Source organism: Paraburkholderia sp. BR10872 (genome assembly GCF_040965835.1).
GTDB classification, from domain to species: Bacteria; Pseudomonadota; Gammaproteobacteria; order Burkholderiales; family Burkholderiaceae; genus Paraburkholderia; species Paraburkholderia nodosa_A.
In genome coordinates this window covers 56,105-82,967 of sequence record NZ_JBFRCN010000002.1, presented here as the reverse complement: position 1 = coordinate 82,967, position 26,863 = coordinate 56,105, and the positions used below count along the sequence as shown (strand labels likewise).

Genomic DNA, 26,863 nt, shown 5'->3' with positions numbered 1-26,863 from the left:
GATGCGGGGATGAGTCTGGTTTTGCGGTCTTTGATTGATATTTTAAATCAACCAATCGTCTCCCACGCAAAAAACATCTTTCTTCTGGTCACGCTTCAAAACCGCAGTACAAGTGCAATGATGAAATCTCCCGTCCGCAAAGGCGACAAACTGGAAAACGGCGGCGAAGTGACTGGCGGCTCTGAATGGTTCGTAGTCATGGGGCGCCCGCTCGCCCGCAAGGGCGATGAGGTAATTTGTAACGAGCACGGGCCGACCGTCATCGACGAAGGCTACGAGGAGTTCTCAGATCGCGACGGCAAGTGGGTTGCCTTCCATCACTACCGCTGCGCGTGCGGATGCCGTCTTCTCTCGTCGCTGATGAACTTCAATATCGAGTAATGCCGATCGATCTTTCTCCCGCCGGACGGCCGAGCGCCTATCCGTGCCGTCCCCGGTTCTGGCCGTGGTGGTTCTGCATCTGGCTTGCCTTCAACGTCTTTGGTGTCGCCGTTGCCATGCTGCTGTGGCCAAAGGGGCAACCCGCGAGCGGAGGATGGTTCTGGTTCTGCTTTGTTTGCGCTCCTAACGGTGCGTTCCTGATCCTGCTTGGTATCGAGCGGGCGGGTTACGAGGGTCTCTGGTATCGGGCGCACTGGCGCAACCATCACCGTAGCCGCTGGCTGACAACGCGGCTGCGAAAGGCGCAGAAGCCTCTCCAGGTGCTCGGTGTCGGCTACCGCTTGCCGGTTGGTGAACAAAGCGAACATTCCCTTGCCGGTGCGATCGCCGCCGGCAAACGCATGGCCGGTGCGCAGATACCGCGCACCGGAGCCAAGCTCGTATTGCACTGCCGCTTCAAGGAATCGGACTGGATGGTTAGCGAGCCAGCAACGGTCGGTCCCGAGGTTGGCAAAAAAAGCATCGAGGTGGAACTGGAGACGAAGCAGGTTTCACTGCTGACGCTCAAGATTGCCCAAGCGCTGGAGCCACTGGGGGCAAGCCTGTACGCACTCACGTGCTACGAGCGGCAATGGTGGCCGCAAGTGCGCGTACTAAGCGCCTCGGGCCGGGAGCAGGGGGACGTGGCAATGGTCACCGACGCCCTGCGCATCGCGGGCCTGCCGCCGCTTGCGGTTCAGGCAGTAGCCGCAGCGGACGGCCTGATGGTCGCGGATGCGTGGCTCGATGCGAAGGAAGTGCGACCGCTGCTCATCGTGGCGACTGCATGGCATGAAGCTGGTCCGCCCGAAGGCAGCACTGAGGGGTGTGTCGCCGTACTCATGACGGCGGGATACTTCCGGCTGCCGGAAACAGTCAAGGTCGCCGCACTACTGCACCGGCCCGTCACCGGGCTCGCTGGCGAGGTCGAATACGGCTTCGCCAATGCTGCCGTATGGGGCAAGGCTGACTTCGCTTCGATTGTACGCGCGTGGATAACCCGCCCGGTGGATGGCTGCGACAAGGCGTTGCGTGCGGCCCATATGGACGCCATCCTGAAAGACGACTCACAGCGGCGCCCGGACCGCATTGCCGGTGATCTCGGTGATGCTAACGGCTGGCTGTCCATCATAGCGGCGATCGAATCAGGCGCGGCAGACGGCCCGCAACTCATCATTGACGGCTTACAGTCCGCAGTCCTGCGCGTAACGCCCGCAACAATCGATAACAACCGGAATACCGATGAACGACCCCAAGCTTATTCTGCGCTCGCTTGAGCCCACCACTACGAAGGAGGAATCCGCGCCGTCGCGCCGTCTGGCGATCTGGGGAATCCCCGTCGCGGCGCTGATCGTCGCGCTGCTCGCAATCGGCATTGTATCGCTGCGCGGCGACTTGGTCGGCGTCAGCGCAGGAGAGCCGCGGCTGAGAGCGATCATCGTCATCCTGTCAACCTTCGCAGTCGTTGTCGTCGTTCACCTCGTTCTGTTCGCGACTAGCGCTTACGGCTTCGCGGCGCGACTCTTTCGCAGTGAGACCGGAGACCGCACGAAGGCGGCGAAGCCGCTCAAGCGCGATGCGCGGTTGCAACACATGTACGAGGAACTGCGTGTCTCGCATGGCTGGTTCTGGCGCAGCCGTCTGCGCTGGCTGATGGTAGACGGCACCGATGAGCACGTCGATCAGGTGGCCCCCGGCCTCAAACAGGCGGGCGTCATGCACGTTGGCGAAATCGTCCTTGTTCACGCCGCGCCGGACGGTATCGAGAAAGAAGTGTGGCTCGGCCAGATCCGCCGGTTGTGCCGCCGTCGCCCGGTGGATGGCCTCGTGCATGTGGCTCGCGCTGAAGAAGCCAGTGCGGGCCTGCCCCGCGAACTCTCAATGATCGCCACCTCACTTGGTTGGGCTGCGCCCGTCACGTTCCTGCATCCGGTCGAGGTGAAGGGTAGCCTTTCTGAACTCTTCGACGCGGTCGGCGCCTTCTTGCGGAGCGAGTCGCGCAGGCAGGCGCAGGAGGCGGCCACCAGAGCGCCAGAGTTGCTGAACACAGTCGAGCAATGGTCGGCGGACGCTGGCGTGCGCCTTCATACGCGGGAGAAGGCAACCTGGCTGATGGAAGTTTCGAAGTACATCAGCGACCACGCTGAACGGATTGGTGAAAACCTGCGCGCACTCGCCACCTCGAACTGGCTGCGCGCGCCGTTGGCGGGTGTCCTGTTCGCACCGGTCTTTCCGGGGACGACCGTCGTGCCGGTGCCGGTGGCTAATGATGGTGACGACGCACCCGCCGGGGCCGCGACGGCGGTGCCGGCGGCCGAAGTGACACGCGAGCAGCCGCGTGCCCTGCTGCCGGTGTGGCGCCAGATTGCGGTCTCCATGCCGAACTATCGAGGTCGCCGCACGGGGTTGTACTGGCCCGATGCGCTTGCGTGGTGCGTCGTGATCGGGGCCATCGTGTGGATCATGCTGATGGTGATCTCGGGGCTGGGCAACCGGGCACTCGTCAAGGATGCAGAAACGACCGCAGCCCAGGCGCTCGCGGATACGCCCGGTACGCCGCGCGCGTTGCGCGCGCAGCTCGCGCTGCAGAATGAAATCGCGATGCTCGAATATCGCCAGCAGCATGGGGCGCCGTGGTACCTGCGCGCGGGCCTGTCGCGCAACGACGACGTGCTCGCTGCGTTGTGGCGGCCCTACCAGACCGTGGCCGCCCGCAACCTGCGCCAGCCGGTCGTGCAGGCGCTGGAAGGACAACTCGCGCAGCTTTCGCAGGTTCGCGCCGACGAACAGCAGAGTCACGACGCACAGCAGCTCGCGTACGACCGTCTCAAGGCGTACCTGATGCTCGCCACCCCGGCGCGCACCTACGCGCCTCTCCTGAAGGCGCAGATGCTGGCGGTCTGGCCCGCCGTGGCTGGCATGCGCGTGGGTGAATGGCTTGACACTTCGCAGCAGCTCGCCGGGTTCTGGTCGGATCACCTGAAGGCGCATCCGGAGTGGCGCATCAACGCATCGATGCAGCTCGTCACGCAGATGCGCTCGACCCTCGTGAACCAGATCGGCCTTGCCGCGAGCGATGATGTGCTCTACCAGCGTGTGCTTGATGAGGCGCGCGGCAAGTACGCCGATGTCTCCCTCGCGACGCTGCTCGCTGGCGCGGACGCGCACGGTCTGTTGACGACCGCGCAGACGGTGCCGGGCATCTTCACGCGTGCAGCGTGGGAGGGCGTGATCGAAAAGGCCATCGACGACGCCGTGAAAGGACAGCATGTCGAGGGCGACTGGGTGCTCGCCGGCGACCAGCCGACCGCCCGAATCAGTGCCACCGCCGTGGAAGGCGCGGTCGACGCGGCGCAGGCTGCACTAGACGCAAGGAAGAATGCCGGCGAGCTGAGAAAGCGCCTGCGCGACCGGTATTTCACGGACTACACGGCAGCTTGGGCGGCCATGCTCAACAGCTTCCAGTGGATTCCTGCGACCAGCTTCTCGGGCGTGATCGACCAGCTCACGCGCCTGACCGATGTGCAGACTTCGCCGCTGTTGGCGGTCATGAAGTCGGTGCAGTACCAGGGCGAGGCAGGCCGTCCCTCGCGGGCGCTGACCGACACTCTGGTGCGCAAGGCGCAGGGGCTGCTGGGCGGGAGCGACAGCGACCCGGTGCAGGCTCCCGTGGTCAATCCGCTGGACCGCACGTTTGGCCCGCTGCTGGCGCTGATGGGTGACGCCAATGGAAGTGCCGCCGCCGGGCAAGGCAGCGCGGCCAGATCAGCAAATGCGGCGGCGTTCAGCGGCGTGAGCCTGTCGCGCGTACTGACTGCCGATACGACCGTGCGCCTGAAACTGCAGCAGATCCAGGCGAGCCCGGACGCGCAGGCGATGGCGCGCTCGATCGCACAGGCGATCTTCCAGGGCAAGCTCTCCGATCTGTCGCAGGCGCGCGACGATGCGGCGCTGACCGCCGCGAGCCTGGGCGCACAGTGGGCAGGCTTCGGGCAGACACTCTTCGTCCAGCCACTCGATGCGGCCTGGCAGGCGGTCCTGCAGCCCGCCGCTGCGAGCCTGAACGACGCATGGCGCGCTGCCGTGGCAGCCCCGTTCCAGTCGTCGTTTGCCTCACGCTACCCATTCGCGTCGACAAGTGCCGATGCGTCCTTTGCCGAATTCGGTCGCTACGTGCGCCCCGACACGGGACTCATCAACCGCTTCATCGACATCGAACTGGCCGGCGTACTCAAGCGTCAGGGCGACCAGTGGGTGCCGAACGAACTCACGCCGCAGTCGTTGCAGTTCGATCCGAAGTTCCTCGCGATGCTGCGGCTGATCGGTCCGCTCGGCGCCCGTCTCTACGCGCAGGGCGAGGCCGGTTACCATTTCGAGCTGATGCCGCAGCCGACGCCCACCGTGACGCGCACGGAACTGACGGTCGACAGTCATCAGGTCGTCTACTTCAATCAGCACGAAGCGTGGTCGCCGCTGGCATGGCCTGGCAATGGCCTGAACGGCCATGCGTCGTTGAACTGGCAGTCGCTGGATGCGGGCACGCGCATCGCATTCGACGCGACAGGTGACTGGGCATTCCTGCGCATGCTTGAAAAGGCCCGCGTGAAGCCGCTCGACGATACGCGCTTCGAGCTGGTCTGGAACGGCGGGGCAGGTGGCGACGCGGCGAAGGCCGTTTCCGCGGCATCTGCAGCGGCCAGCACTGCCAGCGATAGTGCTGAGGGCAAGACGGCACCGCTGCGCTACGTGCTGCGCACGCAGGCGGGAGCCGGACCGCTCGACTTGCTGAAGCTGCGCGGCTTCCAGATGCCCGAGCGCATTTTCATAACGGGTCGGGCCGGGCAGATCTCCGGACTACCGTCCCTGCCACCGTTGCCCCCGGGGTTGCAGCCATGACCGAACCGTGGAAGCAGTACCAGGCCGACCGGCCGAATCCTTTCCTGACGAAATCCATTGGGGAGATGCGCTACGCAGGGCGATTGCGTGGAGATATCCGCATCTTGTCAGTGATATTCGATGCGCCGGGCGAAGGCAGCTCAGTCCGCCTCGATACGATCGGCGTCGCGCGAATCTTTGCGCACCGGCGCATGCGTTGCCGATTCGCCGCGCGACGCATCGACATCGCGAACCGCACGACTACCCGCAAAGCACACCGCGAGCGTCGCGAGCACCAGCACCCCGAGCGCGAGCTGCAGCCCCACCAGCCCCGCACCGAAGCCGATGATCGGCGGTCCCACGAGAAAGCCCGCATAACCCGCAGTCGCCGCCATCGACACGCCGGTCACGGGCGGATCGGTCGTACGCCCGGCCGCGCTGAAGATCACCGGCACCACGTTGGCGAGCCCAATGCCGACGCAGATGAACCCTGCCACTGCTGTGGCGAGCGCCGGCGCAGCGAGCACGGCGGCAAGGCCAGCAGCCGAAAGCAGGCCGCCCAGCGCGACCACGCGCACCGCGCCCAGCCGCCGTACGAACGCGTCGCCCCCCACGCGGCAGGCCGCCATCGCGAACGCGAACGACGTATAGCCGATGCCCGCGCTATCCGCATGAGCGGGCAAGGCGGTGCGCAGGTACACGGCGCTCCAGTCGGCAATGGCGCCCTCGGTCATCATGCACAGGAACGCGAGCGCGGCGAGCTTGACGACGCCCGCCTGCGGCAACGCGAAACCGCCGCTCGACGCAGCCTGCGGGCGCGTGCCTACGTCGCGCAGCGAGAACAGCGCCGCGCCGACGATCAGCACGGCGATGGGAATGGCGGGCAGCGCAAGCCCGCTCAGCACACCGAATCCTGCTTTCTGCAGCACCGTGCCAACGGCCGCGCCCGCCAGACCGCCCGCGCTCCAGGCCGCGTGAAACGACGACATGATGGGCGCATGCCAGATTTTTTCGATTGCGCTGGCATGGCCGTTCATGGAAACGTCGAGCGCGCCATTGAGCGCGCCGAGCAGCAGCAACGCGGCGCACAGCAGCGCCGCGTTGGGCGCGAGCGCAGGCAAGGGAAACGCGGCGACGAACAGCACGCCGAGCAGGGCGGTCGCGCGGCCACTGCCGAACTTCGGCGCGAGACGCCCCGCAAGCGGCATGGCGACGATGGCGCCGAGCGCGAAGGCAAACAGAGCGACGCCAAGCAGGGAGTCGCCAAGGAGCAGCTTGTCCTTCACACGCGGCACCTCGACGGCCCACGCGCCAATGCCGAAGCCGTTCGCCAGAAAGACCGCCGTGGTGGCGTAGCGTTCGCGCAGGGGCCTCATCGCGCTACCGTCACGTCGCCGCATGCGGCTTTCAGCTGTTTCAGATGGAGCTTCGGCACATCAGCATCGACGACCAGATAGTCGAGCGAGGCGCACGGCGCGATGACGAAGGGCGCGGATGTCATGAGCTTTTCCGTGGTGACTGCTGCCGCGATCTGGCCGCTTGCCGCGACCATCGCGCGCTTCATTTCGGCATCCTCTGCATCGAAGGCCGCGATGCCTTCGGACGGATCGAGCGCGCACGCGCCGAGAAAGCAGAGATCGGCCTTGATCTGCTGAATCTGCACGAGCGCCGTCGCGCCCAGCGCGCCCGCGGCCTGTGCGCTCACACGCCCGCCGATCAGAATGACTTCGATGCCCGGGCGCTCGAGCAGGCGCACGCAAGCCTGGGGCGAAGTGGTGACGACCGTGAGGCCGGCGTTCTCGGGCAGGGCCGCAGCGATCTCGACGTTCGTGGAGCCCGCGTCGAGCAGGATCACCTGGTTCGGCTTGACGAGTGCGGCGGCGGCGCGCGCAAGGCGCGCCTTGGCGGGCAGTTGCTCGCGCATGCGCACGGAGGCGGGTTTGTTGGCGGGCGAGATGAGCAGCGCTCCGCCATACACGCGCTTGCAATGCCCCGCTTCGGCGAGGTCGCGCAAATGGCGCCGGATCGTGTGCTCCGAGGTGTCGAACTGCGCGGCGAGTTCGGTGGCCAGCACGCGGCCCTCGGCGCGCAGTGTTTCGAGGATCAGGCGCTCGCGCTCGTCGGGGAGCAGGCCTTCACTGGCCTCCAGCCGTGTTCGTTGCATGGGTTTCGGTTCCCGCTTGCTCGTTGGCTTGCTCGTCAAATCGAGCAAAAACGAGCATAAAGTATCGTAAACGGGAAATGGATGCAACCGACAGCGGAGTGTGCGGCGCGCATCGCTTCACGCACCCGATCAAGGGGGTGGTCGGCAGGATATATATCTCGGGCTCGGCGCAACGCGGAAAACCACGCCAGAGTGGGGCGCTATGGCTTCGTGCTCTATCGCTTTCTTTTATTCTTCATCCGCGCTGTAGACGCTGAGGCCTTCTATCGGGTCCATCGGGGCATCCCAGGGTCTTGCGTCGATCGCGCGCATGGCGGCTTCGTAGCCCGCGCGCCGGCGCGCGGCAATGCCGGACGGCGTGAAGTCGATATCCTTCAACTGGTCGTCGCCGTCGAGTCGTGGCGCCGCGAGCTTGATGAGCCGCATGGTGGTCTCGCAGCCCCATGCCGCCAGCTCCTTCACATCGAGTGCGTCGCGCTCGTCAGCGGGCACGCGCTTCGCCAGTTCGCGGATCACGTGGCGCAAGCGGTGGATCTGCTGCTGGCGCGCGATATGGCTTTCGGTGCGGCTCGCGTATTGAATGTCCTTTTGCCGTTCTGCGATCTGCCAGATGCTTTGCGGTTCGGGGCCCGCTGGATTCCACACCTGCACCGAGAAGATCACCGAGCTGTGGCGCGGCTTGTCGTCCAGCACGACCTCGACCGGCGTGTTGGAGTAGATGCCGCCGTCCCAGTACGGCTCGCCGTCGATGCGCACCGCCGGGAACGCGGGCGGCAGTGCGCCCGAGCTCATGACGTGTTCGACATTCAGGCGCTGGTCGCGCGAATCGAAATAGCGCATCGCGCCCGTGCGGGCGTTTACCGCGCCCACGGTAAGGCGCGGGTGCCCGGCGTTCAGCAATTCGAAGTCGACCAGGGAAACGAGCGTGTCGCGCAGCGGGGCGATCCTGTAGTAAGACGCGCGATCGACGCCGAGATGTGCGAGCGGACCGAACCACGATACCGGGTTGGGCTGAAAGAACCCGGCAATGCCGCCGCCGATGATCATCAGCTTTGCAAACGTCTTGTCCCAGCCGGGCGCGAAGCCAGGCCACGTTGCTGCCACGTCGAGGCGGGTGCGGTCCGTGACGCGATGCCAGAATTCGTCCAGACGCTCGAAGCGGTGCTCGGGAGCGTTTCCGACGATCAATGCAGCGTTGATGGCGCCAATGGAAGTGCCGATCACCCAGTCGACATGGATGCCGGCTTCGTGCATCGCCTCATACACGCCGAGTTGATAGGCGCCCAATGCACCGCCACCCTGCAATACGAGTACGACTTGCCCTGGCAATGCCAGGCTTGCCGGCTGCTTCGCTGTCATCGATCGCCTCGCTGTTTTGCTCGACCGACGCGCGTTTTCGTGACCTGCATTCTTCATACGCGTCGCCGTTTTCTCCGCACCATTGTAGTGGCGTTCGGAAAAGACGAGCGTTGCGTGGCAACGGCCCAACCGGCCGCCGTCCCTCAACCTGCCGAGGCGATTTGCCCTTCGAACGTCACGCAGTTGCGGCCGCCGCGCTTGGCGGTGTACAACGCGGAATCGGCGAGTCCGTATGCCGTGTCGAAATCGGTGCCGGCCGGATTGTCGCTGACACCGAAACTGGCGGTAATGGCGCGACACACCGGCGCCGGGAACGCGTGATTCGCAATCGCTTCGCGCATACGCTCGGCGAGTTGCAAGGCATCGGCGATGTCGAAGCCCGGCAAGACGACCGTGAACTCTTCGCCGCCCACGCGTCCGATGATGCCGGTCTCGCCGAGAATGCGGCGCAGGCAGTTCACGATGCCCGAGATCACGCTGTCGCCGGCCGGGTGCCCGAAGTCGTCGTTGACCTTCTTGAAGTCGTCGATGTCGAGCAGGATCATCACCGCCCGATTCGCGCGCAGCGCCTTCACCGTGCGTTCGATCACGGCGCTGCGATTGAGCACGCCGGTCAGCGCGTCGTGCGTCGCGCGATATTGCAGTTGCTGCGTGAGCGCCTGCATTTCGCGCTCGGCGCGATCGCTGCGCCCGATCAGGCGGCGCGTTTCGCGCATCAGGCGCTCGTAGTGATGGATCAGCTCGATGAGCGCCTCGCGATGACTGTGCGCGTACGCCTCCGGAGCCTCGGCAATCATCCGGGCCCGCTCCAGCGCCTCGCTTTCGCTGCGGAACAGGTCGAGGTAGTGATCCTTCATTGCGTCCCGCAAGCCAGTCGTTTCCACGCGCGTCGTCCTCAAAGCATCCTCACGTTGCAACCGGGCAATCATTGAACTTGATTGCGGTGAAGTCGGTTTGCAGTTCCTCGCCGAATTCGAGGATCGTTTCGTCTTCTTCGTCGCGGTACCAGTTCACCTGCACCTGGTTGCCCGCCGCCGCGGCGTGATCCAGGGCGTCGAACACGCTGAACAGCATTTTCGTGCTCGAGCTGTTGAAGTAGGTGAGCGTGACCTCGACCGTGATCGCGGCGTTTTTGCAATCCTTGAGCCAGAGATTGAGCCGCTCGATGATCGGCGCATAAAACGCGGCGGCATTCTCGGGATACGATTCGCCTCGCAGTGACAGCACGTTTTCGTCGAAGCGGAAGTCGATTTCCGGCGACGTTGCCGCGGCGGCGATAAAAAGGTTTTCCATTATGTACGCGTGCCCTGGTCAGATGATGGTCTTGAGGCAAAACAGTGTGGTGCCCGTATCGTCTTCGCGTGGATGAAACGCGAATTCGAGCGGCGCACTGGCGTCGCGCGCCATCGTCAGAAAACCCAGTCCCGCGCCTTTGCTATCGGCAGGCGTGTCGGCGCGCAGCGACATCTTGTAGGCCTGCTTGATTTCTTCGATCGACATGTTGCGCAGCGGCTCCAGCTTCTTGCGCAAGTCGTCCACGGCCGCCGTGGCGATGGGATTCACGCATACCATGAGGTGGCGCTCGCCTTCGGCGGAAATGCACATCGCGCCTTCGCGTATTGCGCCGCCCTGGCCTTGGTCTTCCGATAGCGCCTCGCACGAGTAGTGCACGATATTGTGCGAAAGCTCGATGAACGAGGAGAAGATCTTTCTGCGCGTGGACGAGCTCAGTCCCGCCACTTCCAGTTGCAGCTTGACGACCTCGCTCATCGCCGCGACGATGCTGTGCGAGAAATAGCCTTTGTGATAGAAGAGCAAACTGCGCTTCTGTGCGATTTCGAAGAAGCAGCAGTTTTGATCCAGAATTCCAGACATATTGGTGAACTACCTCAAACTCGTGCGAAGAAAAGCGTGACATCGTCACGGCGCGCTTGCGAGCCTTGCCATTCGGCAAAGGTTTCGAGCAAGCGCGCGCAGATGAAAGAAGAAGCGTGCTCGCGCTCGGCGAGAATCCGGTCGAGCGTTCGGCGTTTGCCGAAGGCGATTTTTCGCGGACCGCCAATCTGATCGGTCAGGCCATCGGTGGAAACGAACAGCAGGCTGCCGTGCGGCAAAGCTATGGCGTGCTGGGTCCACGTGTAATCGGCGAGGCTGTCGACATAGCCCACGCCCATGCGGTCGCCGGCTATGCTTTCGAACTGTTGAGCGTCCGCACGCAAGACATGCAGCGCGACGCGCGCACCTGCAAAGTGGAGCACCTGGCTGGCGGCGTCGAACCAGAAGAACGCGGCGTCCAGGCCGTCGTTGGACTGCGGGGCGTCGCCCGTGCCGTTGATTTGACCGAGCAGGCCCTTCACATTGCGATTGACGGCTGCCAGCAGCGCGGAGGGGTTGCGCGGGCCGATCTGCTCGAGGGCCTGCGAGAGCGACGCCGAGGCGAGCAAGGTCATGAACGCACCGGGCACGCCGTGTCCCGTGCAATCGGCCACCGCGCCGAACCAGCCGTCGGCGAACGCAGCGAAATGGTAGAAGTCGCCGCCCACCACGTCGCGCGGTTCCCAGACGAGCGCGGCATCGGGCAACATGGTCGCAAGCGTCTCGCGCGAGGCGCGCAGCATGGCTTGCTGGATCACGCTCGCATACTCAATGCTCTGCATGATCTGCCGATTCTTTTCCGCCTGCATCTCCGCGACGATGGACAGCAGGCGCAAGCCGTTGCCCACGCCAGCGAAGCGGCCTTCGCGCGTCACGATGAAACCGTCGACCAGCGCCTTTTCGCCGACTTCAACGGTTTTGAACGTGAGGGCCTCGATGCTCATGGCCGCGTCGACGATCAATGGTTCCTTGTCCATGAACGCGATGCAGCTCTTCTTGTCGTATAGCTCGCGATGAAACGGCTTGCTCATTTGCGACATGAAAATATCGCGGTTGATGAGCCCGATGGGGCGATCGTTTTCGATCACCGCGAGACTGGCCATGTCGCGCCTCGAATAGAAAATCTCCATGACGAGAGAATTCGAATCCGAAGCGTCGATGGCGGGCACTTCCAGAGCCAGTTCTCCGGCGCTGCGCGGGCCTACGGGAAGACCCGGACGACGAAACTGCGCGAGCGCGGGGTGCATGACTATCCGTTCCGATTAATATGGAGAATCAGCACGCTAATGGCTATTTATGACATTCTCGTTACATGGACGAGAGTAAGCGCCTAAGTTGGCTTGTTTAATACACCATAATGATCGGTGAGTGCCACGCTAACGTTTGCGCGTTTTTTTCGCTTCCTTTTGCAAGGTTTCGGTGCATCACACTTCAATATAAATTCGTCCGTCTTCGACCCTGGCCGGGTACGTGGCGAGCTTCTCACATACCGGTGCACAAAGCGGCTTGCCGTCGCGCACGTCGAAACGGCCATTGTGCTTCGGACATTCGATCACATGGCCCATGACGAGCCCGTCGCTCAGGTGCACATGTTCATGTGTGCAGAGCCCGTCGCTCGCGTAGACCTGATCTTCCACGCGGTAGATCGCAAAGGTGCGTCCGCCGTGGTCGAAGCGCATGACGTCTTCGTCTTCGATATCGTCCAGTGCGGCTGCGTCGATCCATTGGGCCATGAAGTGTCTCCAGATTGATATTGAACGTTGTGTGCGCAACGGCTCAGGCTTCGGCGTGGCCCGGTAGCGGGCGCGCCACGTGATAGTAGGGGTCGCGTGTTTGCCGCACGAGCGCGGGAATGATTTCCGCGTAGGCGGCAAGGCTGCTGCGATAAGGCGGCGGCATGTCCGTTTTCACGACTTCGTGCAGGCGCGGCAGCGCGTGAAAAGGAACCATCGGAAACATGTGATGCTCGACGTGATAATTCATGTTCCAGTAGAGAAAGCGGAATACGGGATTCATCATCACCGTGCGGCAGTTGCGCCGGTGGTCGAGCACGTTCTCGGGCATGCCGGCGTGCTGCGTGAGGCCGAAGTAGAGATAAAGCCACGCGCCGTAGAGGCTCGGCAGGCCGATATAAAGCAGCGGCAGGATGGTGCGAAAGCCGATGCAGGCGCCAATCGCGATTGCGTACACGAGCAGGCTCAGGCGCGCTTCGCGAATGGCCTTGGGCCATTCAGAGGCGGGCACGAAGCTTTGTTCTTCCTCGCCGAGGCGTCCGCACGCAGCGGAGATCATGCGCGGCAACTCGCGCGAGGCGTGCTTGAGCGCGAAGATGTTGAGGGCGAGCGAGAGCCAGTCGGTGGGGCGCGGCGCGGCGATCTCGGGATCGCGGCCCACCACCAGCGTGTCGGTGTGATGGCGCGCGTGGCTCCAACGCCAGATCGTCGCGCAGCGGAATACCTGGAACGAAGCGATCTGATAGAGCGCGTCGTTCATCCAGCGCGTTTTGAATGCGGTGCCGTGACCCGCTTCGTGCCAGCGCGAATCGGCGGGACTGCAATAGAGCGTGCCGTAGAGGAGAAACGCGGGTACGGCCCACCACGAATGCGCGTGCCAGAGGAACCCGGCGAGCGCGCCGCTCGCGACGATGGCCGCATACCAGATCACGGTGTCGCGTATGGCGCGCGCGTCGCTGCGCTGCATCAACTGCTTCATCACGGGGCGCGGCACGGCGCACCGGTACCAGTCCGCGTTGACGAGGCCCGCTGCGCGCGCGCGTTCGCCTGCACCGCCGATGAGCCGGTAGTCCGCATGATGCGGCGCGTAGGCGTGAGTCTCCTGGTCGGCCACGAGTGTCTCCTTGAAGTGTTGGCAGCGCGCGGCGTGCGGCGTGCGGTGCGCTGCGCGTGTCAACACAAAAATAGGTGACGCAAGGCCGGGGCTCAACCGGAAGTTGACGAAATTTCGTCAGCGAGCTTTTTCGGCGGCGTCAGGCTGCTGCGCGCTCGCCGCTCGTTCGCGCTGCGCGGGACGTATCCGCGCCGTCGGCCACGACCACCGGCACGCGCAGCGCGAGGGCGCACATCAACTCATAGCCGATGGTGCCCGACGCTTCGGCCACCTCGTCGACGCGCACGTGGTCGCCCCACAGTTCGACGCTCGAACCGATTCCCGCTTGCGGGCACGGCGTGAGATCGACCGTCAGCATGTCCATCGAGACGCGCCCGACCACGCGCGTGCGTACGCCATCCACGGCAATCGGCGTGCCGGTGGGCGCGTGGCGCGGATACCCGTCCGCATAGCCGCACGCCACCACGCCGACGCGCATGGGCCGGTCGACCTCGAAGGTGCGGCCATAGCCGATGGTTTCCTGCGGCGCGAGCGTTTGCACGCCGATGATGCGGCTCGTGAGCGTCATGGCCGCGCGCAGGCCGAAGCCTTCCACGTGCCGCGCCACGCCCGTGGGCGACGCGCCATAAAGGATCGTGCCGGGGCGCACCCAGTCGCGATGCGCGCGCGGGTGCCAGAGCACGCCTGCCGAATTCGACACCGACTGCTCGCCGGGAAGGTCTTGCACCACCGCGTCGAAGGTGTCGAGCTGCCAGTCGATGTGGCCGTCGTCGGCGTTCGCGAAGTGCGTCATGAGGCCGATCGCGCCGATCGACGGAATCGCGCGTGCGCGCTCCCACGCGGCGCGATACGCATGGGGACGGAAACCCAGGCGGTTCATCCCCGAGTTCATCTTCAGCTGGATTTCGATGGGATGCTGCGGCTTCGCTGCCGCGAGCAGATCGAGTTGCTCGTCGCAATGCACGGCCACAGTGAGCCGGTACGTTGCGGCCAGCTCGATGTCGGCGGGTTCGAACACGCCTTCGAGCAGCAGCAGGGGTTTGGTCCAGCCCAGTTCGCGCACGCGCACGGCTTCATCGAGGTCGAGCAGGGCGATGCCGTCGGCGCCCGCGAGCGCCGGATAGATGCGCTCGATGCCGTGTCCGTACGCATTGGCCTTGATCACGGCGAAGGCGCGCGAGCCGGCGGCACTTTGTTTCGCCAGCTGCAGGTTGTGACGGATGGCGTCGGGTTGAATGCGGGCGACGATGGGGCGCGGCATAGGCGTTCCTGTGGGTTGGACGGCGACGGTCTAGTGGTTTGTGCAATCGTATTGATTTTCGTCCAGTTATATTTAATGTATTTTTCGACGAATTTGGTTGAAACGACTGTCGCTCGTCCCCGCCATGCATCCGGTCAGTCCGCCATCAAATGGGTATCCACGAGCGGCGCCAACGCTTGTGCGTGGACGCTCGCGAGATCGTGCTCGCCGCCGCGCACCACGTGCAGCGCGGAATTGGCGAGCAGGGCGTTGAGCCGCTCGCCCACGGCGACGGGACTCAAGGGATCGTTGTCGCCCCAAAGCAGCAGGGCCGGCTGGGTGATGCTGGCGATCTGGTTCGAAAGGTCCGTATGGAAGAGACGAACCACTCCGGGAAGGCGCTCGTGTCGCCCGCGCGCCAGTTTTGCGCGCCGAGCGCCGCGGAGTCGATGCCGCCGGACGTGACCGACGTCATCGCCGTACGCGCGGCGCTCGAGAAGCCGCAATTCGTCACGCATCTCGGGGGCGCTCACGTGTGTTTCTCCGGTGGGCCTGCAAGGCATGATGGGTTCATTGCGGCTCGTCCGCTGGCTGTTGCTCGCGGGCGCGCGATTCGAGTAGCTGGATCAGCAGGCGCGCTGGGTCGCTCAGCGTGCCCGGCGCGCGATGCACGAGGCCGACGTCGCGGTGGAACGTGTGCTGCCCGAGATCGATTGCGCGCACTTTGGCAGGCCAGCGCCGCCACGCCGACGTTTGCGGCACCAGCGCGACGCCCACGCCGTTCGCAACGAGGCCGACGATGGCTTCCAGTTCGTCGAGTTCGCTCAGGTCCTGCACGGTGTAGTGCATGCGGCGCAGGAAGCGGTCTACCTGGCGTCCGCCAAACGATGCCCGATCGTAGCGGATGAAGGGTTGCGTCGCCAGCAGTTCGGCCCAGTCGTGGCCTTTCACATGGCGCGGCACGATGAGCCGGAACGGCTCGCGCGCGAGCGTGGTCCACCGCAAATCGCTTTGCAGTGCGAAGGGTGGCCGGATGATGGCCGCCATGTCGATTTCGCCCGCATCCACGAGATTGTGAAGCTCCATCGAAACGCCGGGGATCACACGCGTGCGGCAGCCGGCACAGCGGCGGTGGAATTCGCCAAGCGCCTCCGGCACCAGCGCGCGCTGCACGGAAGCGATTGCGCCGAGCGTGACGCGCTCTGTCGCCGCGGGACCCGCCGCGCTCGAACTCAGGTTTTCATAGAGGCGGATGACTTCCTGCGCCTGGGCGAGGATCTGCTGGCCCATCGCGTTCAGGCGCGCGTTGCGCCCCTCTCGGTCGAACAGCGCGAAGCCCAGCTCCGCCTCGAGGCGCTGCATTTGTGCGCTCACGGCGGCCTGGGTCAGGCCGATCTTCTGTCCGGCCGCAGCGAACGTACCTTCTCTCGCCACCGCAACGAGGGTTCTGAGTTCGCGTATCATTCATCAATAATATTTGTGTATTGGAAAATTATATATTGATTTTGTTTTTGATTTGGCCTGTCTACCATGGCGGGATCGCTTTCGACGACAGTGGAGACACGCATGTCGCTTTCCTCCTTTCACCTCGCCATTCCCGTTTATGACCTCGCCGCCGCGCGCGACTTCTACGGCCGCGTATTCGGGCTGGCAGAGGGGCGCTCCAGCGCGCAGTGGGTCGACTTCGACTTCTTCGGCCACCAGCTCGTGATTCACGAGCACCCGAAAACGCCTTCGCAGGACCATGCGCACACGAACCCCGTGGACGGCCACGACGTACCGGTGCCGCATTTCGGCGTCGTGCTGAGCTGGAGCGACTGGGAGGCGCTGGCCGAGCGCCTCAAGACCTTCGGCGTGAAGTTCGTGATCGAACCTTACGTGCGCTTCAAGGGGCAGGTGGGCGAGCAAGCCACGATGTTCTTCCTCGACCCATGCGGCAACGCGCTCGAATTCAAGGCTTTCAAGGACATCGGCCAGCTGTTCGCCAAATAAGCGTGAAGGGTCGCGAGGCGATCAAGGCGCCGGCGCTGGCATGAACTTGAACGACGGTGTCGCCACGACATTGCCCGCCACCTCGCCTGAATACACCTGGCCCGAATCGATCGTGAGCTTCATCACGGGCGCGCCGGGTTTGAGATCGAGCTTGCTCAGCGTGGCGAGCGTCATGAGCCTCATGCGCTCGGTGAGCGTGCCGCTCGGCATCACCACGCCCAACATGCCGAATCTTTCGTCGACGATCTGGCGCACGGATTCTTAATCGTGGATCAATGCAAAGGCACCGGCGCGTTTTAAGCGAATTTTAATTCTCGCTCGACATAGTAAAAGACGCCTCCCGGCGCACACCGCGCGTGGAGGCTCGAACAATGGAGGATGAGATGCGTTTTCGCACTGCTATGGCGGCGGTCGCACTGGTGTGCGCACCGGCCCTCGCATTGACGGCCCAGCCGCTTTTCGTCAACGTCGACGGCCACCTCGTTCCGGCTCAAGGCGAGACCCATGTGGTCCAGACTTCTGCTGGCCCGGTCAAGATCAGCACGTGGAGCTGGCATAGCCCGAACGGCGCCAGTAGCATTCAGGTTCAGAGGAGCAGCGGCGGACCGCCGCCCGCGTGGGCGCTGCAGCAGATGCGCGCGATGACCACGCGGATGTGGGCCATGCAGGCTCAGATGCAGCAGCTCCAGCAGGCGGCATTCAGCGGTGAATTCGCGATGCCCACACCGATGCCTGTGCTGTTCGCGGTGCCCGCATGGGCAATGCCGGGGCCTGTGATCGTCGTCTATCCGGGGCATGCGCCAGCGCCTGCATCGGGACAACCGCCAGCGGTCGCACCGCCGCACGCGCCGGCTGTGAAAGCGTAAGCACGCGCATCAGCAGAGAGCCGCCAGTTCATTCTGGCGGCCGGCAAATATAATCAGGAAAGCTGAATATCGTAAGAGTGCAAGCGTGCTGGGCTGAACAGGCGCAAGCATACATCGCGTGAACAGGCGCTAGGGCTGCTGCCAGTGGAAACGATCGCCGCGCAAGCGGGCGCCGTCGCCGTTATCGTCGAGCTTTTTATCGCCGCCCGGGAGCGCTTCGAAATACGACTTGTCGTCTTTCTGGGGCCCCGTATGCAACGCGGCGCGCGAAATGCCCGGCGGGATGGACGAGGGCGAGGCGGGAGGCCAATGTAGCGTGGCAGGCGCCACGCTCTGGGGAGAGGGCAGATCCGTGTTTTCGTTCGCTGCGGCGAAGCCCATGGCCCATGCGGCCGGGACCGAAGCCAGAACGATCAGCACGGGGAACGTAGCGTGTCTCATACGCGGTCACCACGTGAATGCACTGACTGGGTCTGTATTTTATGACGCGACTTAGCGTATTTCCAGGCGCGGGCATTACGCACAGCAGCAAGCTGGGCGCGAGCGCGCTACCTTCGTACTTCGGTCCAATCCAGACGATTTTCGGTGATTCTTGCGCGAAATGGACATGGTCGGGCCGCCTGGCGTCCGTTTTGAGCACTATTTCGAGGGAATCCCTCAAATCCGACGAATGAGTCGCGGGTTCTAGGAAAAGTCGTAAGGGTTTGTTAATATCGCCCGCCAGTGAAAATGAGAATGCTTCTCATTGAAGTATCCGGCCAGCACTGGCGAGACGACCCTTCCAAAACGACATGAACAACCGAGAACACGCGCGGCAAGCGCGACGCACGCTGCCGCGACCGTTGCATATTGCAGCCTGGCTTACTTTCGCGACGGCTCAGGCCGCTGTCGCCCAAACATCGACGCAGGACAGCGCCGCGGCAAGCACAACCCAGAAGGTACCGCCTCGAGCCGCCATAACCGGTACGGCCGGCACGGAGCAGGCGCTGCCCGCCGTGAAGGTGAGCGCAAGCCAGGTCGCCGATTCGCCGCTGAACCTGAACACGCCGGTGAACAGCGGCGCGCTCGGCACGCGCTCGCAGCTCGACACGCCGTTCTCGACCACGGTCGTGACGGGCGAGAATCTGGCCGAGCGCCAGGTCTACAAGCTCGGCGATGTGTTTGCCGGCGACGCCTCGGTCACCAACAACAGCAACGCCTATAACGCGTGGGCCACCTACATCACCATTCGCGGTTTGCCGGTGGACTGGCAAAACGGCTTTCGCATCGACGGCAATCCGTTCATCTCGTACGGCATCACCATGCCCTACGAGCAACTGGAGCGCGTGGAACTGCTCAAGGGCCTGGGCGGCTTCATGTACGGGTTCGCGCAGCCGGGCGGCCTCGTCAACTACGTGACGAAGCGGCCGGAAAAGGACCCGGTCACGAGCCTCGACGTGGGCTATCGCATGGACGGCGTGCTGAGCACGCACGTCGACCTGAGCCGCCGATTCGGCCCGGACGACATGTTCGGCGCGCGCCTGAATTACACGAAGGAAGCGGGCAAGACCTATAACGCCGGCGATATCAACCGCAACTCGGTTTCGCTCGCACTCGACGGCCAGCTCACGCGCGACCTGCAGGTATGGTTCAACGCGCTCTACCAGACGATCCGTTCCAGCGGCCAGACGCCCGCGATCTACACGGGCAGCTACACGGCGTCGAGCCTGCCCGCGGTGATCAGCGGCGGCAGCAACCTGCTCGGCGGCACCGACCAGCACATCAACACCAACCTGCAGCTCTACACGGCGGGCGTGCGCTACCAGATCACGCCCGACTGGTCGTTCACCACCTCGGGCAGCTACAGCAAGTCGGCGCGCGACCGCAACGAGAGTACGCTCACGCTGCTCAACCAGGCAGGCGACTACACCGACGCGCGCTGGAACGGCGACGAAGCCCATCAGGACGTTTACTGGCAGGGCATGTTCGAAGGCAAGGTGAAGACCGGGCCGTTCACGCATCAACTCGTGATTGGCGGCGCATACCAGCACCAGACCAACAACTACGCGTTGAACTCGATCTATACGGTGCTCGGTAACGGCAATCTGTATCAGCCCAACCCGTGGCGCTTCTATTCGGGCGGCGGGCTCGAAACCTACCGTACGAGCGACATCACGCAGGCTTCGGCGTTCGTGAGCGACACGATGCAGATCACGAGCCGCTGGTCGGTGCTCGCTGGCCTGCGTTACACGAACTATAGTCAGAACAACTACGCAACCACGGGCGAAAAGACGTCCCAGTACAGCCAGAACGGCGTGCTCACGCCGACCTTCGCGCTCATGTACAAGCTCGAGCCGAACACGACGCTGTACGCGAGCTACGTCGAGGCGCTGGAGCAGGGCGCGATCGTGGACAGCATCTACGCGAACGGCGGCGCGATGCTGCGTCCGCTGCGCTCGCGTCAGTATGAAATTGGCATCAAGAGCGAACACGAGCGCTGGAGCGCAACGGCGGCCCTGTTCCGCATCGAGCGCGGCGCGGCCTACGCGAACGCCGACAACGTCTACGTGCAGGACGGCAATTCGATTTACGAAGGTGTCGAGGCGGCCGGGAGCGTGCGGCTCGGCCGAAGCTGGCAGGTCGCAGGCAGCGTCACGCTGCTCGACACGTGGTACGCGAAGGGACAGTCGTACAACGGCAATCGTGTGGCTGGCGCGCCGACCTTCGTCGCCGCGGGCCGCGTGACTTACGACGTGCCTTACGTGCAAGGCCTGCAGCTTGGCGCGGATGCGAAGTTCACGGGCAGCACGCAGGTGCGCCCAGCCAACAATCTCGAAACGGGCGGCTACATGCTCGTGAACGTGGGCGCGAACTATTTCACCCGCATTGGCGGCCACGACGTGACGCTGCGCGCGGCCATCGACAACATCACGAATCGCCGTTACTGGATGTTCCAGTATTCCGATTACATCGCGCCGGGCGATCCGCGCACGGTCAGCCTCAATGCGAAGATCGACTTCTAAACGGTCGATTCGCTTCAACGAGCGGGCGCATGGCGGGATTCCGGCATGCGCCCGCTTGCCGTTTTACGAAATCGGCTGCGAATCTGGCGTGGGGTTGCCGAGATTGTCGGTGGGCACGTATTGCTGATCGAACGCCGCCACATACAACGCCCATTCGGGGTCGCCCAGGTCCACGAGCAGCGCGCCGTCCTGCCAGATGTCGTTGTGGTCGTTCGCGTCGTTGCCGGCCTTGTGGATGAACTCGCCCTTCGAGCCTTGGTTCATGTGGACGTCGTGGATGCCGTCGCCTTCGCTGTAGAAGCGGCCAAACACGTAGATGTCGAGCGACGATTGTTGCGCGCGCAACAGCAGGCGCTGCAGCGAGGCGACGGGCTCCACCTGGTCGGAGCCGTCCATGACATCGCTGTTGCGCCATGCGCCCGTATTGGCGAGAAAGTCGCTGCGCTCGAAGTCGATGGCCGGCAGCGCTTCGGTGCCCGTGAGATCGGTCGAGCCTTCGGCCGCGCCCTCGAGCGTGGTCAGCACGTTGTGGTTGAAGTCGAACACGAGCTTGTACTTGAGCAGGTCATCCGCGTCCGTGGTGCCGACGTTCACAGCGATGTCCCAGCGCGCGCCGTTGACCGTCACACCGAAGTGCAGGTGATACTGGACTTCGTGTGGCCGCCGCGTGGCCTTCAACTGCGGCGCGGAAACAATTTTCGCCTTGACGTAGCCGTAAGGAAGGGCCATCGTGCGCTCCTCTAAGTTCGGGTGGGTTCGCCATTGTGCCGCGCGAACGTGAACTTGCGCTTACAGCGTGCGCGCGATGCCGTGCCCCCGTCGCTTTACGGTTGCTCGACTGCGGCTGTCGACGCGCTTTCACGGCGGCGCCGGCAGCTTCACACGGCGCTTAGGCCAGCGCCACGACCGCGATTTCCACGAGCAGTTGCGGCGACGCCAGCTGCGCCTGCACTGTCGCGCGTGTGGGCGCGCAACCTTCGGGCACCCACGCGTCCCACACTTCGTTCATGCCGGCGAAGTCGCGCGCGATATCCGCAAGCCAGACCTGCGCCGAGACGAGCCGCGTCTTGTCGATGCCCGCCTTGGCGAGAAAGCCATCGACTTTCGCGAGCACGGCGGCGGTCTGGACCTTCACGTCGGGCGACGGATCGGCCGACGTCTGGCCGCCCACGAACACGAGCCCGGCGGCTTTCACGACTCGGCTCATGCGCTGATTGGTTTCGATACGAACAATATCGTTCATGTGTCTGCAAGCTCCTTCGCCGTAATGGCGAGACAGGGTGAGGGAATCGAAGGCGTCAGTGCGCGGCAACGCCGGCTAGCGGCGCCTGCACCGCGCGGCGCTCGAAGCGGTCGATCGCGAACGCATCGAGCGAGAGCGAAGGCGCGCCGTCGAGCACGAGTTCGGAAACGAGCTTCCCGCACGCGGGCCCGAGTTGAAAGCCGCTGCCGCAATAGCCGAACGAGTAGTACAGATTCGCGGCACGCAGGCTCGCCGAAATGATCGGCAGCGAGTCGGCCGTGAACGCTTCCACACCGGCCCATGCCCGGTTCACGCCCAGATGGCGCAGATGCGGAAACAGATCGACGACGGTCTGTGCGCTTTTCACGAGCCGCATGAAATCGACTTCGCCGTGCCGCCCCGGCAGATCTGCGATGCCGATCAGCTTGCCGCCGATCACCACGGTGCCGTTGTCGAACTGCTTGAACGAAAGCGGCCGTCCGGTTGCGCCGAGCGTCGCGCGGCAGAAGGGCGCCACGCGGTGCGTAACCATCAGCATCAGACCCTCGGGATAAACGGGCACAGGCTCGCCGGCCTGGCGCGCCAGTTCGCCCGACCACGCGCCCGCCGTGACGAGCAGCTTGCGCGCGGCAAAGGCGCCGCGCGAGGTTCGTGCGATCCAGCGCTCGCCGCGCGGCTCGATGTGCGTGACCGCCGTGCCTTCGTAGAAGCGCGCGCCGTGCTTTTGCGCGGCGAGGCGAAACGCCGTGGTGGTGCGAAAGGGCAGCGCATAGCCGTCGCGTTCGACCCAGATGCCGCCCGTCACGTGCTTCGCCAGTGCCGGTTCGAGTTCGAGCACCGTTTCGCGGTCGATCAGCTTTTCGTGCGTGAAGCCGTGCGATTCGAGCAGCGCGACGCGCTCGCGGCACTCTTCCAGTTCGGCCTCGGTCTCGGCAATCTTCAGTTGTCCGGAAGGAACGAAGCCGCCGTCGTCGCCGACGCTGTCGGGCAGCGCGTGCCAGATTTCGCGCGACATGAGCGCAAGCGGAATCTCGGCGAGCGGGCGGCCGAGCGTGCGCACGCCGCCCGCGTTCACGCCCGACGAATGTCGGCCCACGTAGTCGGCTTCGAGAACGATCACGCTCGCGCCGCGCCGCGCCATGTGAAAGGCGCTGCTCGAACCGTGCAGGCCGCCGCCGATCACGAGCACATCCGCTTCCTGCACGGCGCTCGCAGGGGGAATACGGGCGTCATTCACCGGCGAGTTCTCCGAGCGTGAGCGGCTTGATCGGCGGGCGGATGCGGTAGTAGCCCACCTCGGCTGGCGGCACCTTGCGCGCCTCGGCGATCACTTCGGTCACGGTAAGGCCGCACATGCGGCCCTGGCAGGGGCCCATGCCGCAGCGGCCGAACGACTTCGCCTGGTTCGGGCCGAGGCAGCCGAGGCCGACGAAGCCGCGCAACTCGCCCGCCGTCACTTCTTCGCAGCGGCAGACGATGGTGCTGTCGGCGGGGATGCGGTTTGCGTCACGCGGGCGGTAGAGGCTGTCGAGGAACGGGCGGATGCGCATCACGCGTTCGAGTTCCGCGCGATGGGAGGCCGCCTCGCGATCGCGCGTGGCTGAATCGATCGAGCCTAGCTGTGCGGCGGCGGCGAGCGCCGCGAGCACGCCCTGCTGCGCCGCGGCCTGGGCCCCGCCGATGCCCGCGCCGTCACCGGCCACGAAGATGCCGGGCACGTCGAGTTCGCCCCATGCATCCGTTTGCGGTGTGAAGCAAAGCTGCCCGTTGTCCCAGCGATGCGTAGCGCGCAGCGCCTGCGTGAACTGCGTGTTGGGTACCACGCCCTGATGCAGCAGGATCACATCGGCCTCGACGCGGTGCGCGCGGCCTTGCGACGTGAACGTGAGTGCAGCGGCGCGCTGCACGCCGTCGCTGCCCTGGTGGCCTTCCACGGCGAGGTCGTCGGCGGCTTCGAAAATGGGAACCTTGGCCTCGCGCAGCGTGCGGATCAGATGCAGGCCTTTGCTCAGGAACGGCCAAGAGCGCAGCGCGGCAAGCAGGTGGCGTTTCGCGCGCCAGCGGTCTTCGTGGCGCGTGGTGTCGACGAGCGCGCGAATCGGCACGCCTGCCCGGACGTATTGCCAGCCGAGCAGGTAGAGCAGCGGCCCGCAGCCCGCGAGCACGGGCGGCGAGGCGGGCACTTCGCCCGCGCTCTTGAGCAGGATCTGCGCGGCGCCCGCCGTGAGCACGCCGGGCAGGGTCCAGCCCGGAATGGGAAACGGCCGCTCCAGCGCGCCGCTCGCGAGAATCACGCGCTTGGCCTGGAAACTGCCTACTTTGCCGTCCTTGAGGTAGTGAACGGCATGTTCGCGCGTGACCTGCCAGACGGAGGCATGGGCGACATGCTGCGCGCCGGAGCGCGCGAACGCCTGGACGATGGCGTCGCCCGCCGCGTAGTCGGGGCCCAGTATCTCCTTGCGGCGCGCGTCGGCGCGGCCTATCGCGCGATAGATCTGGCCGCCCACGGCGTCCTGCTCATCGATCAGGACCACTGAGAGTCCGGCGTGCGCCGAACGGGTGGCCGCGCTCATCCCGGCGGGACCGGCGCCGATCACGACGACATCGACGGCTTGCGCATTGAAATCGGCTCTGGCATCGCCTTGATAATCACCGGGCATGAGCGTTCTCCTCGAGCGTGTCGGCATTTGCGCCGGGTTCGGGCGGCAAGTCCCGCGCGCCTTCCTGCGAGCGGATCTGCATGCCCGCGCGCACGGGCACCATGCAGCTCTGGCGGCTCGGCACGCCGTCGATCTCCACGAGGCATTCGAAACACGCGCCCATCATGCAGAACGGCGCGCGCGGCGCACCCGAAACGGGCGTCGCGCGAAAGCGCGATACGCCCGCGGCAAGCAGCGCGGCGGCGACGGAGCGGTCGGCGGGCACGGACAGCGGCTGGCCGTTGAACCAGATATCGACGCGCGTTTCGGCGTCGGAGAGTGTCTTGAACAGCGGCGCGAGCGCCTGGGGAGATTGGGCTGTCATGGCGGGATCAGTGAGCGAGGATCGGTTCGGCAGCCGCGTCGGTCGCGAAGCGGCGCGCGGAGAAAGCGGGCAGTTCGGCGGGCATCGGGCCGCCCGTGATCCACGGCGCGATGCGCAGCGCGTGGGCCGCGGCGAGCGTCACGCCGCTATGGCAGGTGACGACGAAGGCACCCGGATGCGCCTCGGACTGGTCGTAGATCGGAAAGCCATCGGGGCTGTACACGCGCAGCGCGGCCCACATGCGTACGAGCCGCACATGGGCGAGCATGGGAAACGCGCGCACGCCGCGCGCCGCGATCTGGCGCAGGATCGGCGTGGTGGTGAAGTCGTTGAAGCCGGCTTCTTCCATCGAATCGCCGAACTGCACCGTGCCTTCGTCGGTCTGCCGCACATTGATGGTCGGAAAGCGCAGAAACGGCTCGACGCGCTCGCTCACGAGTACCTGGCCGCGATTGGGCGCAACGGGGGCATTGAGGCCCACGTGCGGCGCGAGCGCACGGTTGCCGAGGCCGGCCGCGAGCACGACGCGTGCAGCGTGATACACGCCGCGCCGCCCTTGCACGCTGAACCCGCCCGGCCCGGTGGCAATACGCTCGGCGCGCTCGCCCGAGACTAGCCGTACGCCGCGCCGCTGCATGGCGACGTGCAGCGCGCGCAGCAGCTTGAGCGGGTTGACGTGGCCGTCCATCGGCGTATAGCTCGCGCCAACGACCGCGGGCCCGATGCCAGGCAGCCGCTCGCGCAGTTCGGAATGATTTAGCAGTTCGAACGGATAATCGCCGATCTCGGCCTGCAGGGTGGACAGCCGTTTGTGGCGCTCGGCGAGTTCTTCGTCCGAGAAGCAGATGTGAAAGCCGCCAGGCTGGCGTAGCGCGACGTCCACGCGCGCCTCGTCGGCGAGGCTTTGCGCGAGCAGCGGCCAGCGCTGCGCCGAGCTGCGCGACCAGCGCGCGTAGGGCGAAAGGCCGTAACCCTTGCCCTGAATCCAGACGAGGCCGAAGTTGCCGCGCGAGGCGCGAAAGCCGCCGTCGTCCTCGTCGAGCACGGTCACGCGTGCGCCTTCGCGGGCGAGCCCGTAGGCCACGGCGGAGCCGACGAGGCCGCCGCCGATCACGAGCACGTCGGGGCTCGCGGTGGAGTTTTGTGTCATCGGGCTTCTCCGATCAGGATGCGGTCCAGCCCGACCATGCGATCGAGCAGCAGCATCAGCAGGATCGTGCCGACGATCAGCACCGCCGACACCGAGGTGACGAGCGGATCGATCGTCTGCGCGATCTGGTTGTACATGGCGACGGGCAGCGTGGTGGTGCCTGGCGTCGCGACGAAAATGGTCATGGTGAGCTCGTCGAAGCTCTGGATGAACGACAGCACCCAGCCGCCCGCCACGCCCGTGCGGATCATCGGCAGTACTACGCGGCGGAATGCCGTGAAGCGGCTCGCACCGCAGGAAAGCGCCGCGCGCTCGGCGTCGCGATCGAGGCCGACCGCCGAAGAAAGCGCGAGACGCAGCGCATACGGCAGCACGATCACCACGTGGGCGGCGACGAGCGCCCAGAACGAGCCGTTCAGGTTCAGCAGCGAGAGAAAGCGCAGAAACGCGATGCCGAGCACCACGGCAGGAATCATCATCGGCGAGAGGAAAAAACTCACCAGCGCGCCGCGGCCCGGAAAACGGTAGCGCGCGATGGCGAGTGCGGCAGGCACCGCGAGCGCCACGCCGATGGTGGCCGCCGCGAACGCGAGGCGCACGGAGAGCCAGAACGCGGAGACGATGTCGCCGTTCAGCCAGATCGCGCGAAACCAGCGCAGCGAGGCGCCGTCGAACGGCATGGAGATATAGCCCTTGTCCGTGAAGGCCACGAGCAGCACCACGACGATCGGCGCGAGCATGAAGGCGAGAAAGAGCGCGTTGAATGCGAGCCCAAGGAATCCGTTGCGTTTCATTGCGGAGCCCCT

At 64.9% G+C, this 26,863-nt stretch carries 25 protein-coding genes and 2 pseudogenes; 7 read left to right on the top strand and 20 right to left on the bottom strand.

Features of this window, described 5'->3' with window-relative positions:
• Window positions 1–9 precede the first annotated feature (9 nt).
• Genes AB4Y43_RS02420 through AB4Y43_RS02410 form a run of 3 tightly spaced genes read left to right on the top strand, consistent with a single transcriptional unit; the run spans window position 10 to window position 5,316 of the window.
• The gene (locus AB4Y43_RS02420; RefSeq protein ID WP_368726952.1) at window positions 10–381 is read left to right on the top strand and encodes a PAAR domain-containing protein; all 372 of its coding nucleotides are present in this window, start codon (window positions 10–12) and stop codon (window positions 379–381) included.
• The gene (locus AB4Y43_RS02415; protein ID WP_368726951.1) at window positions 381–1,697 is read left to right on the top strand and encodes a hypothetical protein; all 1,317 of its coding nucleotides are present in this window, start codon (window positions 381–383) and stop codon (window positions 1,695–1,697) included. The genes AB4Y43_RS02420 and AB4Y43_RS02415 overlap by 1 nt, the downstream gene beginning before the upstream one ends.
• A complete protein-coding gene (locus AB4Y43_RS02410; RefSeq protein WP_368726950.1) occupies window positions 1,663–5,316 on the top strand; it encodes an ImcF-related family protein in 3,654 nt (1,217 codons plus the stop codon). Before AB4Y43_RS02415 ends, AB4Y43_RS02410 begins: the two co-directional genes overlap by 35 nt.
• 140 nt (window positions 5,317–5,456) lie before the next feature.
• Here AB4Y43_RS02410 and AB4Y43_RS02405 read toward each other — a convergent pair whose 3' ends face one another.
• The 12 genes and pseudogenes from AB4Y43_RS02405 to AB4Y43_RS02350 form a co-directional block, all read right to left on the bottom strand.
• Complete coding sequence (locus tag AB4Y43_RS02405) at window positions 5,457–6,671, bottom strand: MFS transporter (RefSeq protein ID WP_368726949.1); 1,215 nt, start codon at window positions 6,669–6,671, stop codon at window positions 5,457–5,459.
• On the bottom strand, window positions 6,668–7,459 hold the full coding sequence (locus AB4Y43_RS02400; protein ID WP_368726948.1) for a DeoR/GlpR family DNA-binding transcription regulator: 792 nt from the start codon (window positions 7,457–7,459) through the stop codon (window positions 6,668–6,670). The genes AB4Y43_RS02405 and AB4Y43_RS02400 overlap by 4 nt, the downstream gene beginning before the upstream one ends.
• Window positions 7,460–7,687: 228 nt before the next feature.
• A complete protein-coding gene (locus tag AB4Y43_RS02395; protein ID WP_342948903.1) occupies window positions 7,688–8,818 on the bottom strand; it encodes a patatin-like phospholipase family protein in 1,131 nt (376 codons plus the stop codon).
• 143 nt (window positions 8,819–8,961) lie between these two features.
• The gene (locus AB4Y43_RS02390) at window positions 8,962–9,675 is read right to left on the bottom strand and encodes a GGDEF domain-containing protein (RefSeq protein WP_368602602.1); all 714 of its coding nucleotides are present in this window, start codon (window positions 9,673–9,675) and stop codon (window positions 8,962–8,964) included.
• Window positions 9,676–9,724: 49 nt separating this feature from the next.
• Window positions 9,725–10,111 (bottom strand): DUF1987 domain-containing protein, encoded by a 387-nt coding sequence (locus AB4Y43_RS02385; protein ID WP_368726947.1) that lies wholly within the window; start codon window positions 10,109–10,111, stop codon window positions 9,725–9,727.
• Window positions 10,112–10,129: 18 nt separating this feature from the next.
• A complete protein-coding gene (locus tag AB4Y43_RS02380; RefSeq protein WP_069263628.1) occupies window positions 10,130–10,693 on the bottom strand; it encodes a SiaB family protein kinase in 564 nt (187 codons plus the stop codon).
• Between the two features lie 14 nt (window positions 10,694–10,707).
• Window positions 10,708–11,940 (bottom strand): SpoIIE family protein phosphatase, encoded by a 1,233-nt coding sequence (locus tag AB4Y43_RS02375; RefSeq protein ID WP_368726946.1) that lies wholly within the window; start codon window positions 11,938–11,940, stop codon window positions 10,708–10,710.
• Window positions 11,941–12,117: 177 nt separating this feature from the next.
• Window positions 12,118–12,426, bottom strand: a complete 309-nt coding sequence (locus AB4Y43_RS02370; protein ID WP_069263630.1) for a non-heme iron oxygenase ferredoxin subunit — start codon at window positions 12,424–12,426, stop codon at window positions 12,118–12,120.
• Between the two features lie 43 nt (window positions 12,427–12,469).
• On the bottom strand, window positions 12,470–13,540 hold the full coding sequence (locus tag AB4Y43_RS02365) for a fatty acid desaturase family protein (protein WP_368726945.1): 1,071 nt from the start codon (window positions 13,538–13,540) through the stop codon (window positions 12,470–12,472).
• Window positions 13,541–13,679: 139 nt separating this feature from the next.
• Window positions 13,680–14,801 (bottom strand): alanine racemase, encoded by a 1,122-nt coding sequence (gene alr, locus AB4Y43_RS02360; protein WP_368726944.1) that lies wholly within the window; start codon window positions 14,799–14,801, stop codon window positions 13,680–13,682.
• Between the two features lie 134 nt (window positions 14,802–14,935).
• A pseudogene (locus tag AB4Y43_RS02355) lies at window positions 14,936–15,255 on the bottom strand (alpha/beta fold hydrolase); the annotation flags it as partial.
• Window positions 15,256–15,350: 95 nt separating this feature from the next.
• The gene (locus AB4Y43_RS02350) at window positions 15,351–16,244 is read right to left on the bottom strand and encodes a LysR family transcriptional regulator (protein ID WP_368618666.1); all 894 of its coding nucleotides are present in this window, start codon (window positions 16,242–16,244) and stop codon (window positions 15,351–15,353) included.
• Window positions 16,245–16,346: 102 nt separating this feature from the next.
• On the opposite strand from AB4Y43_RS02350, the gene AB4Y43_RS02345 reads away from it, so the two are divergent.
• From AB4Y43_RS02345 to AB4Y43_RS02335, 3 genes and pseudogenes are all read left to right on the top strand, one after another.
• Entirely contained in the window at window positions 16,347–16,772 is a 426-nt protein-coding gene (locus AB4Y43_RS02345; RefSeq protein WP_368726943.1) for a VOC family protein, read from the top strand.
• A gap of 151 nt (window positions 16,773–16,923) precedes the next feature.
• Window positions 16,924–17,028: pseudogene (locus AB4Y43_RS02340) on the top strand (choloylglycine hydrolase); the annotation flags it as partial.
• A 127-nt stretch (window positions 17,029–17,155) separates the two neighbouring features.
• Window positions 17,156–17,638, top strand: coding sequence for a hypothetical protein (locus AB4Y43_RS02335; RefSeq protein WP_368726942.1), 483 nt, complete (start codon window positions 17,156–17,158; stop codon window positions 17,636–17,638).
• A gap of 129 nt (window positions 17,639–17,767) precedes the next feature.
• On the opposite strand, the gene AB4Y43_RS02330 is transcribed toward AB4Y43_RS02335, so the two are convergent.
• A complete protein-coding gene (locus AB4Y43_RS02330; protein WP_342948895.1) occupies window positions 17,768–18,079 on the bottom strand; it encodes a hypothetical protein in 312 nt (103 codons plus the stop codon).
• A gap of 350 nt (window positions 18,080–18,429) precedes the next feature.
• Between AB4Y43_RS02330 and AB4Y43_RS02325 the strand changes: the two genes are divergently transcribed.
• Window positions 18,430–20,640, top strand: coding sequence for a TonB-dependent siderophore receptor (locus AB4Y43_RS02325; RefSeq protein WP_368726941.1), 2,211 nt, complete (start codon window positions 18,430–18,432; stop codon window positions 20,638–20,640).
• Window positions 20,641–20,703: 63 nt separating this feature from the next.
• On the opposite strand, the gene AB4Y43_RS02320 is transcribed toward AB4Y43_RS02325, so the two are convergent.
• From AB4Y43_RS02320 to AB4Y43_RS02290, 7 genes are all read right to left on the bottom strand, one after another.
• Complete coding sequence (locus AB4Y43_RS02320) at window positions 20,704–21,369, bottom strand: DUF2278 family protein (RefSeq protein ID WP_342948893.1); 666 nt, start codon at window positions 21,367–21,369, stop codon at window positions 20,704–20,706.
• Window positions 21,370–21,529: 160 nt separating this feature from the next.
• Complete coding sequence (locus AB4Y43_RS02315; protein WP_342948892.1) at window positions 21,530–21,883, bottom strand: RidA family protein; 354 nt, start codon at window positions 21,881–21,883, stop codon at window positions 21,530–21,532.
• A gap of 55 nt (window positions 21,884–21,938) precedes the next feature.
• On the bottom strand, window positions 21,939–23,120 hold the full coding sequence (locus tag AB4Y43_RS02310; RefSeq protein ID WP_368726940.1) for an NAD(P)/FAD-dependent oxidoreductase: 1,182 nt from the start codon (window positions 23,118–23,120) through the stop codon (window positions 21,939–21,941).
• Window positions 23,113–24,543, bottom strand: a complete 1,431-nt coding sequence (locus AB4Y43_RS02305; protein WP_368726939.1) for an FAD-dependent oxidoreductase — start codon at window positions 24,541–24,543, stop codon at window positions 23,113–23,115. The genes AB4Y43_RS02310 and AB4Y43_RS02305 overlap by 8 nt, the downstream gene beginning before the upstream one ends.
• The gene (locus tag AB4Y43_RS02300) at window positions 24,533–24,907 is read right to left on the bottom strand and encodes a (2Fe-2S)-binding protein (protein WP_368726938.1); all 375 of its coding nucleotides are present in this window, start codon (window positions 24,905–24,907) and stop codon (window positions 24,533–24,535) included. Before AB4Y43_RS02300 ends, AB4Y43_RS02305 begins: the two co-directional genes overlap by 11 nt.
• Window positions 24,908–24,914: 7 nt before the next feature.
• A complete protein-coding gene (locus AB4Y43_RS02295) occupies window positions 24,915–26,057 on the bottom strand; it encodes an NAD(P)/FAD-dependent oxidoreductase (protein ID WP_368726937.1) in 1,143 nt (380 codons plus the stop codon).
• Window positions 26,054–26,851 (bottom strand): ABC transporter permease, encoded by a 798-nt coding sequence (locus AB4Y43_RS02290; protein ID WP_342948888.1) that lies wholly within the window; start codon window positions 26,849–26,851, stop codon window positions 26,054–26,056. Before AB4Y43_RS02290 ends, AB4Y43_RS02295 begins: the two co-directional genes overlap by 4 nt.
• Between the last annotated feature and the right edge of the window lie 12 nt (window positions 26,852–26,863).

Coding starts and splice junctions, on each gene's coding strand:
- AB4Y43_RS02420 (WP_368726952.1), top strand. CDS start 10: ATGAGTCTGGTTTTGCGGTCTTTGATTGATATTTTAAATCAACCAATC.
- AB4Y43_RS02415 (WP_368726951.1), top strand. CDS start 381: ATGCCGATCGATCTTTCTCCCGCCGGACGGCCGAGCGCCTATCCGTGC.
- AB4Y43_RS02410 (WP_368726950.1), top strand. CDS start 1,663: ATGAACGACCCCAAGCTTATTCTGCGCTCGCTTGAGCCCACCACTACG.
- AB4Y43_RS02405 (WP_368726949.1), bottom strand. CDS start 6,671: ATGAGGCCCCTGCGCGAACGCTACGCCACCACGGCGGTCTTTCTGGCG.
- AB4Y43_RS02400 (WP_368726948.1), bottom strand. CDS start 7,459: ATGCAACGAACACGGCTGGAGGCCAGTGAAGGCCTGCTCCCCGACGAG.
- AB4Y43_RS02395 (WP_342948903.1), bottom strand. CDS start 8,818: ATGACAGCGAAGCAGCCGGCAAGCCTGGCATTGCCAGGGCAAGTCGTA.
- AB4Y43_RS02390 (WP_368602602.1), bottom strand. CDS start 9,675: ATGAAGGATCACTACCTCGACCTGTTCCGCAGCGAAAGCGAGGCGCTG.
- AB4Y43_RS02385 (WP_368726947.1), bottom strand. CDS start 10,111: ATGGAAAACCTTTTTATCGCCGCCGCGGCAACGTCGCCGGAAATCGAC.
- AB4Y43_RS02380 (WP_069263628.1), bottom strand. CDS start 10,693: ATGTCTGGAATTCTGGATCAAAACTGCTGCTTCTTCGAAATCGCACAG.
- AB4Y43_RS02375 (WP_368726946.1), bottom strand. CDS start 11,940: ATGCACCCCGCGCTCGCGCAGTTTCGTCGTCCGGGTCTTCCCGTAGGC.
- AB4Y43_RS02370 (WP_069263630.1), bottom strand. CDS start 12,426: ATGGCCCAATGGATCGACGCAGCCGCACTGGACGATATCGAAGACGAA.
- alr (WP_368726944.1), bottom strand. CDS start 14,801: ATGCCGCGCCCCATCGTCGCCCGCATTCAACCCGACGCCATCCGTCAC.
- AB4Y43_RS02350 (WP_368618666.1), bottom strand. CDS start 16,244: ATGATACGCGAACTCAGAACCCTCGTTGCGGTGGCGAGAGAAGGTACG.
- AB4Y43_RS02345 (WP_368726943.1), top strand. CDS start 16,347: ATGTCGCTTTCCTCCTTTCACCTCGCCATTCCCGTTTATGACCTCGCC.
- AB4Y43_RS02335 (WP_368726942.1), top strand. CDS start 17,156: ATGCGTTTTCGCACTGCTATGGCGGCGGTCGCACTGGTGTGCGCACCG.
- AB4Y43_RS02330 (WP_342948895.1), bottom strand. CDS start 18,079: ATGAGACACGCTACGTTCCCCGTGCTGATCGTTCTGGCTTCGGTCCCG.
- AB4Y43_RS02325 (WP_368726941.1), top strand. CDS start 18,430: ATGAACAACCGAGAACACGCGCGGCAAGCGCGACGCACGCTGCCGCGA.
- AB4Y43_RS02320 (WP_342948893.1), bottom strand. CDS start 21,369: ATGGCCCTTCCTTACGGCTACGTCAAGGCGAAAATTGTTTCCGCGCCG.
- AB4Y43_RS02315 (WP_342948892.1), bottom strand. CDS start 21,883: ATGAACGATATTGTTCGTATCGAAACCAATCAGCGCATGAGCCGAGTC.
- AB4Y43_RS02305 (WP_368726939.1), bottom strand. CDS start 24,543: ATGCCCGGTGATTATCAAGGCGATGCCAGAGCCGATTTCAATGCGCAA.
- AB4Y43_RS02300 (WP_368726938.1), bottom strand. CDS start 24,907: ATGACAGCCCAATCTCCCCAGGCGCTCGCGCCGCTGTTCAAGACACTC.
- AB4Y43_RS02295 (WP_368726937.1), bottom strand. CDS start 26,057: ATGACACAAAACTCCACCGCGAGCCCCGACGTGCTCGTGATCGGCGGC.
- AB4Y43_RS02290 (WP_342948888.1), bottom strand. CDS start 26,851: ATGAAACGCAACGGATTCCTTGGGCTCGCATTCAACGCGCTCTTTCTC.